A 6,280-nucleotide genomic window follows, 5' to 3' on the forward strand; every position below is an offset into this window, starting at 1 on the left:
ATAGTGTAGCATTTGCTATGTGAAAGTAGGACATTGCCAGGCTCCAAATAAGAGAAACCCGTTACAGCCATGTGACGGGTTTTTTGCTGTCTGGGATTTAATAAATAGCCAGACTCATGCCGAACCCTGAGTTAAACGAAACAGCTCGAAAGCGTGCACCGCATAAGGCCGCCCCGACGCAATGATAATGTAGCATTTGCTATGTGACTCTCTACCGCTGTGGGCACTACGACATTGCCAGGCTTCAAATACAAGAAAGCCCGACTCGAAAGAGCCGGGCTTTTTTACGTCCGTTGAAAAGTGAAATACATGTCTTTACGTAATAGCACCACCTCCGTAGCGTGGGTTGAGTATCACGAAACCCGCGGATAACGCTCGCCGCACATCTTTGTATGGTAAATATAGTGTTCTTATCTCACGAGTTGGATTACCAGCAACAACAGTATCCGCCTCTACATTTTTAGTTACTACAGATCCCGCACCAATAACACTGTTATCCCAAAAGGTATGGGCTTGATCTATTATCAAATTTTTTTAGAAAGTCTTTTAAGTATTTTGCTAATTATCAATTGATAGCAAACCCTATAAACTTGCCCCATCTTGTATTTACATACCTTACCAAAGGGGAGAAGAGCATGTCTCATCAAATTATTAAAGACTTACATAACCGTTACACGGCTAAAAAATACGATACGAGCAAACGTATTTCATCGGCGGATCTTGACGTAATTAAAGAAGCTATTCGCTTGTCTGCTTCTTCAATCAACTCTCAACCTTGGAAGTTTGTATTGGTAGAAAGTGATGAAGCTAAGCAGCGTTTGCACGATACATTTTCTAACAAGCACCAGTTTAATCAATTACACGCTAAAGAAGCGTCGCATACGCTGTTATTAGCTTACGATCCTAAGTTTACTAAAGAGAAGTTTGTTAAACGCGTGGATGTTGAAGTGAGCTCTGGTCACTTACCAGCGCAACTGCGTGAAAGCTTTATGGGTGCCTACGCTTTTGCTGAAATGAATACGGATGAAAATGGCTACAATGGCAGCTGGACTAAAGCACAAGTTTACCTAGCACTGGGTAACATTATGCATACACTGGCGCGTTTAAATATTGCATCTACGCCTATGGAAGGTGTTGATCCAGAGTTAATCGGTGAGAAGTTTAGCGAAGAGCTTGATGGTCATATTTGTGAAGTGGCACTTGCAATGGGTTACCCAGTTGAAGAAGAAGATTGGAACTTTGGCAAACCTAAAGCGCGTTTACCAGTTGAAGATATTATAGCTACTGTATAACGTGTTGCTATAAGTTAATTAGCCGAGAGCCTTCTCGGCTTTTTTATTTTTAGAATAAACCATACGCTTGTGTTTCTTCGTCTTCCTGTTGTGCTAAATGATCAGGTCTAAATATTGCGCTAGGGTCTATTAAAACACTGTGTTTTTCGGCTAACTTTATTAGCCCTCGCATCATGCCTTTGGTTTGCGGGTCTATATCAAAGCCTACTTCGGTTAATTTATCGAGTGGCTTAATGTCTTCTTTTTTATAATCTATATTGTCCTCTACTTTATCTACTAGTAATCCGATATGCGGGTTGAGCCCATCTTTAGTAGTAAAAATAATAATAGGTTTATAATCGAGTGTTATTTGCTCTTTTGCCGCATCAAACAGTCGTTGTAATTGCATAAAGCTGTTGCGCTTTATACTCGCTAAATATTTACTGGCTTGTTTATAGTCTTGCTCGTTATGAGCACTAACTGCGCGATCTGTTGCTGTTACTAGCGCTTGAAAAGGCTCATCAAGTTTTTCTATGATAGTTTTTAGGTCACTGTTGTCAGTTTTAAACTCTTTATAAAATACGGCGATGTTGTGCAGCTGAGTTTTATCGTTTGTTATTACGTGGCTCTGTTGCGCGATGCTTTTTTCAAATTGGCTAAACCAATCATTAAGCGAGGCTTGCCAGGTTCTTAGCTCATTAAGTGCTTTTTTATTACTTTGCTCTGTAGAGCTGCCATTTAAAATAACACCTAGGTCGAACACCGGCGTGGGTGTTTCCATGTAGTCTTTTACACCAATAAAGCTCTTATTGTTATTTGGCAATGTAGTGAGGTTATTATCAAACCGCTCGGTGAGTAAAATATCGAGAATTTTAAGTGAAATGGTTTTACAGCCCACTTGAAAGTTTATGAATTCCATACCTTTATCTTTAATTGCCTTGTAATGCTTTAAGGATAGAACAAAATAGATAAATAGCTTAAAGGTTGTGTGGTTTTTTAATTAGTGACTTAACTGCGAGTTTAAATTGTTGCTCTAAGGCTTTTTTTCCACTTAAGCAATGTTGCTTGATTAGCTGCTCATTACTGTGGTTTTGTAATACCATTTGTATCAGCAAGTGGCGATCTTCACTTTTAGTTGCCATTAGGCAGGATGGAGAGTGGTTAAATAAATACCATAGTTTTGGCGCGGTATTAAAGCGATTTATTGTACTAATTGCAGTGTTTATAGGTGGGCTGGGCATGCTAGATTCATCGATAAATTTACTTATTAGCTCACTGACTAACTCACTGTCGAGTTGGCTAAAGTGCGTTAATAAACCATAAAACAAATCACTTTTAAATTGCTGAGCTAGGGTATGTAAGCCCTGCGTGGATGTGTCTAATGCTTTAATAACGAGGGCTGAGTGCTCACCCGTGCTTTTATCTCGCTGATAACCTAGCTTTACAGCACTAAAGCCCTGAGATTGCCAAAAATGTAAAAGCCCTGCTGTAGCCCCAAAACTTGCACCTATATAACTACAGGTGGGGGTTAGCTGATGCTGGCAATGCGCTAGTAATGCTTTACCTACGCCTTGTTGGTGCAGGTTAGGTGCAACAGCTATACGAATAACGCGTGCGCTTTGTTTTGTTAAATAGCTTGGCTGTGCGCTTAATTGCGCGAGCGATTGTGCCATTAAATGCCCTTGTGGGCGGCGCTCACCACTGATTACTTGCTTAGCTAGCTTTGCATCCATACCGCCTTCAACTGCTATTAAACACACTCCCACAACATGCATGTCGCATCTACTAATAAACAGCCTTTGCGCTGGGGCATCAAGTAATTGGCGTAAATCGTTAACACTGCTCTGGTAATGGGCAAGTGCTAGCAACGCAACTATTTGCTGTAGTAAAGGCTCATTGTCAACGAGTTGCTGTTGAGTGACTTCAACGTGCTCAATGCTATTTAAAGCGGGTGGGTATTCGTTATATTGTGCATCTAAAGCAAAGAGTGTGCGTACATGTTGCTCAAGAGGGTCGCCCTTGGCAAAGCGTAAAGGCTCTTCTAAGTTTACAATTTTTGCCGCTTTGTAATTTGCTTTAATATGTTGCGTAAAGCGAATAGTATAGCCTCGGCCATTACCCTCGTAGCCTACCAAGGTGCTCGCAAAGACTATGCGCGGGTAGTGCTTTAACATGGTTAACAGTAGTGGGACAGGTATTGCGGCGGCTTCATCAACCAGTAATAAATCACATAGCGGCAACTGATTAAGCAGTGCATCAGGCGCCATGTAATGTAAATTAGCTAAATGTTTTTGCTGAGCCTTGTATTCAACCTGTAAGGTTTTAGCTAAATGCTTAAAACAGCTATGGGTGGCTCTAAATTGTGTTGCGCATACAATGATTTTTTTATCATGTAATGCTGCGGCTGCAAGACCTAGCGCGGCTGATTTTCCTCGCCCTCTGTCGGCATTAATAATTAAAGGCCTGTTCGCACGTCCTGTGGCCACCTTAATTATTTGCTCAACGCAGTGTTGCTGCGCCTGATACTCAATTTTATTTGTTACATTGCTTTTGAGCTGCGGCTGTTTACAGACAGTGTGTTCATCAAAGTGTATGGCGGGTAGGGTTTGTAAAAGGCGAGAAAAACGTAAATTAAAATAGCTTTGCTGATTACTACACCCATAAGACTGCACGCTTTGCAGCGCAGGGTCTTGCCATGAGGCTAGACGTTGTAAATCAGGCAGTAATAAAAATAAAAGCCCGCCGGCTTTTACGGTGCCGGCTAATGCAGCGAGTTTATCGGGGTAAATGCCACTAAAGCCATCATAAACGGCGTGAGGAAACTCTTGCCCAAGTAGTTGATGAGTATGCTCAGGCCAACTTGCATTGGTAAGGCTGCTTGAAAGTAACTTTACATCATCCGAACGGGTTAACGCGCTTAATAGCTCATAGCACCACGTAGGCTGGCCTGTAATCAGCACTAACTGGCGATGCTTTGCGCCAGTTAGTTGCTGCGTTAATTGCTCAACAAAGTGCTTATACAGCTTGAAGTCGTGCATATGCGGTTACTAACCATTTGCTACCAAGGTCATCAAAGTTTACTTGCACACGCGATTGCGCGCCGCTGCCTTCGTAATTAAGCACAGTGCCAATACCAAATTTAGCGTGCAGTACACGTTGGCCTAAGTTAAAACCACTTTCTTCAAACACAGCATGGCTTACTGATGCGCTAAAACGTCCTGCAGCCGGCGGTCGTGATACCTGTGTTTTAATACGAATTTCTTCTACGCAATCTTCGGGTATTTCGCGTAAAAATCGCGATGGGCTATGGTACTTTTCTTGGCCGTATAAACGACGGCTTTCGGCATGGCTTATGTAAAGTTTGTCCATGGCACGGGTCATGCCCACGTAACAAAGGCGGCGTTCTTCTTCTAAGCGCCCTGACTCTTCATTACTTTGCTGCGATGGGAACATGCCTTCTTCAACGCCCACCATAAACACAAGTGGAAACTCTAAGCCCTTAGCTGAGTGAAGAGTCATCATTTGCACAGCGTCTTCGTGTTCATCGGCTTGGCCTTCACCAGACTCAAGCGATGTATAAGCTAAAAAGCCTTGTAGTGGTGAGCTAAACTCTTCTTCTTCGGGGAGTTCATACTGATCGCAGGCACTGATAAGCTCTTCTAAGTTTTCTACGCGAGCTCGGCCTTTTTCGCCTTTTTCAGCTTGATACATGGCCATAAGGCCAGAGGTTTGGATAGTGTATTTGGCTTGCTCTTGCAGTGTAAGGTCGCTAATTTTATCTTCTATGTGCTCTACCAACTCTACAAATTTTGTAACAGCGCTTGCCGCACGACCCGATAAATGTTGTTGTTCAACAATTGCTTTAGCTGCGTACCAAAGAGGCAGAGACTCAGCACGCGCACAGTCGCGTATATGGCTAAGTGTTTTATCGCCAATACCGCGCGCAGGGGTGTTAATTACACGCTCAAATGCGGCGTCGTCTTGGCGGTTTCCTACTAATCGTAAGTACGATAGCGCATCTTTAATTTCTTGACGTTCGAAGAATCGCATACCACCGTAAATACGGTATTTTAAGCCTTCTTGAAGCATGGCTTCCTCGAGTACACGAGATTGCGCGTTACTACGGTATAAAATAGCGGCGTCTTGCAACGCATTACCAGCATTTAACCAGCTGCGTAGCTTGCTGCTTACAAAGCGGGCTTCGTCTAGCTCGTTAAAGGCGGCATAAATTGATATAGGCTCGCCTTCGTTACCATCGGTCCAAAGGCTTTTACCCATGCGCTCTGAATTGTTTTTAATTAGCGCATTAGATGCTTTTAGGATGGTTGCGGTTGAGCGGTAGTTTTGCTCAAGACGAATAGTTTCGGCGTCAAAATCAGTTAAAAAGCGTTTAATGTTTTCTATTTTAGCGCCGCGCCAACCGTAAATACTTTGGTCATCGTCGCCTACAATCATAATGCTTTGTGTATCACCAGCAAGTAGCTTTAACCATGCGTATTGAATGGTATTGGTATCTTGGAACTCGTCTACCAGCATGTGGGCAAAGCGCTGCTGGTAATGGCGAAGTAGCGTAGGGTTATTTTTAAGTACTTCGTAGCTACGTAGCAGTATTTCTGCAAAATCGACTAAACCTGCACGGTCACACGCCTCTTGATAGGCGGCATATACACGTAGCATCATTTGCTCGTTTATATCGTAGGCTTGAATATCTTTAGGACGCAGGGCTTCATCTTTTTTAGCACTGATGTACCAGCCAAATTGTTTGGCGGGCCACTTTTTGTCATCAATATTCATTGATTTTAATAAGCGCTTGATCATTCTTAGTTGATCGTCAGAGTCTAAAATTTGAAAGGCTTCTGGCAGGTTTGCTTCACGGTGATGAGCGCGCAAAATACGGTGTGATAAACCATGGAAAGTACCAATCCACATACCACCGACAGGGGCTTTTAGGGTTTCTTCAACACGGGTGCGCATTTCTTTAGCGGCTTTATTGGTAAAAGTAACTGCAA

4 protein-coding genes and 1 pseudogene are annotated in these 6,280 nt (G+C 42.8%); 1 reads left to right on the forward strand and 4 read right to left on the reverse strand.

Features of this window, described 5'->3' with window-relative positions:
* Positions 1–402: 402 nt before the first annotated feature.
* Positions 403–498 (reverse strand): annotated as a pseudogene (locus tag B4F91_RS13410) (sugar O-acetyltransferase); the annotation flags it as partial.
* A 137-nt stretch (positions 499–635) separates the two neighbouring features.
* On the opposite strand from B4F91_RS13410, the gene B4F91_RS13415 reads away from it, so the two are divergent.
* Positions 636–1,292 (forward strand): NAD(P)H-dependent oxidoreductase, encoded by a 657-nt coding sequence (locus tag B4F91_RS13415; protein WP_096040976.1) that lies wholly within the window; start codon positions 636–638, stop codon positions 1,290–1,292.
* Positions 1,293–1,341: 49 nt separating this feature from the next.
* Here the strand turns inward: B4F91_RS13415 and B4F91_RS13420 are convergent, their stop codons facing one another.
* From B4F91_RS13420 to uvrD, 3 genes are all read right to left on the reverse strand, one after another.
* A complete protein-coding gene (locus B4F91_RS13420; RefSeq protein WP_096040977.1) occupies positions 1,342–2,190 on the reverse strand; it encodes a chemotaxis protein in 849 nt (282 codons plus the stop codon).
* Between the two features lie 58 nt (positions 2,191–2,248).
* Positions 2,249–4,309, reverse strand: a complete 2,061-nt coding sequence (locus B4F91_RS13425; protein ID WP_096040978.1) for a GNAT family N-acetyltransferase — start codon at positions 4,307–4,309, stop codon at positions 2,249–2,251.
* Positions 4,287–6,280: DNA helicase II (gene uvrD, locus B4F91_RS13430; protein WP_288635858.1), on the reverse strand; the 1,994-nt coding region annotated here is incomplete at its 5' end. The genes B4F91_RS13425 and uvrD, both read right to left, overlap by 23 nt.

The organism is Pseudoalteromonas sp. UBA6610 (assembly GCF_002433295.1).
Taxonomy (GTDB): domain Bacteria; phylum Pseudomonadota; class Gammaproteobacteria; order Enterobacterales; family Alteromonadaceae; genus Pseudoalteromonas; species Pseudoalteromonas atlantica.

What these genes read in the sequence shown, in the direction of transcription:
- B4F91_RS13415 (WP_096040976.1), top strand. Translation starts at nt 636, where the DNA reads ATGTCTCATCAAATTATTAAAGACTTACATAACCGTTACACGGCTAAA.
- B4F91_RS13420 (WP_096040977.1), bottom strand. Translation starts at nt 2,190, where the DNA reads ATGGAATTCATAAACTTTCAAGTGGGCTGTAAAACCATTTCACTTAAA.
- B4F91_RS13425 (WP_096040978.1), bottom strand. Translation starts at nt 4,309, where the DNA reads ATGCACGACTTCAAGCTGTATAAGCACTTTGTTGAGCAATTAACGCAG.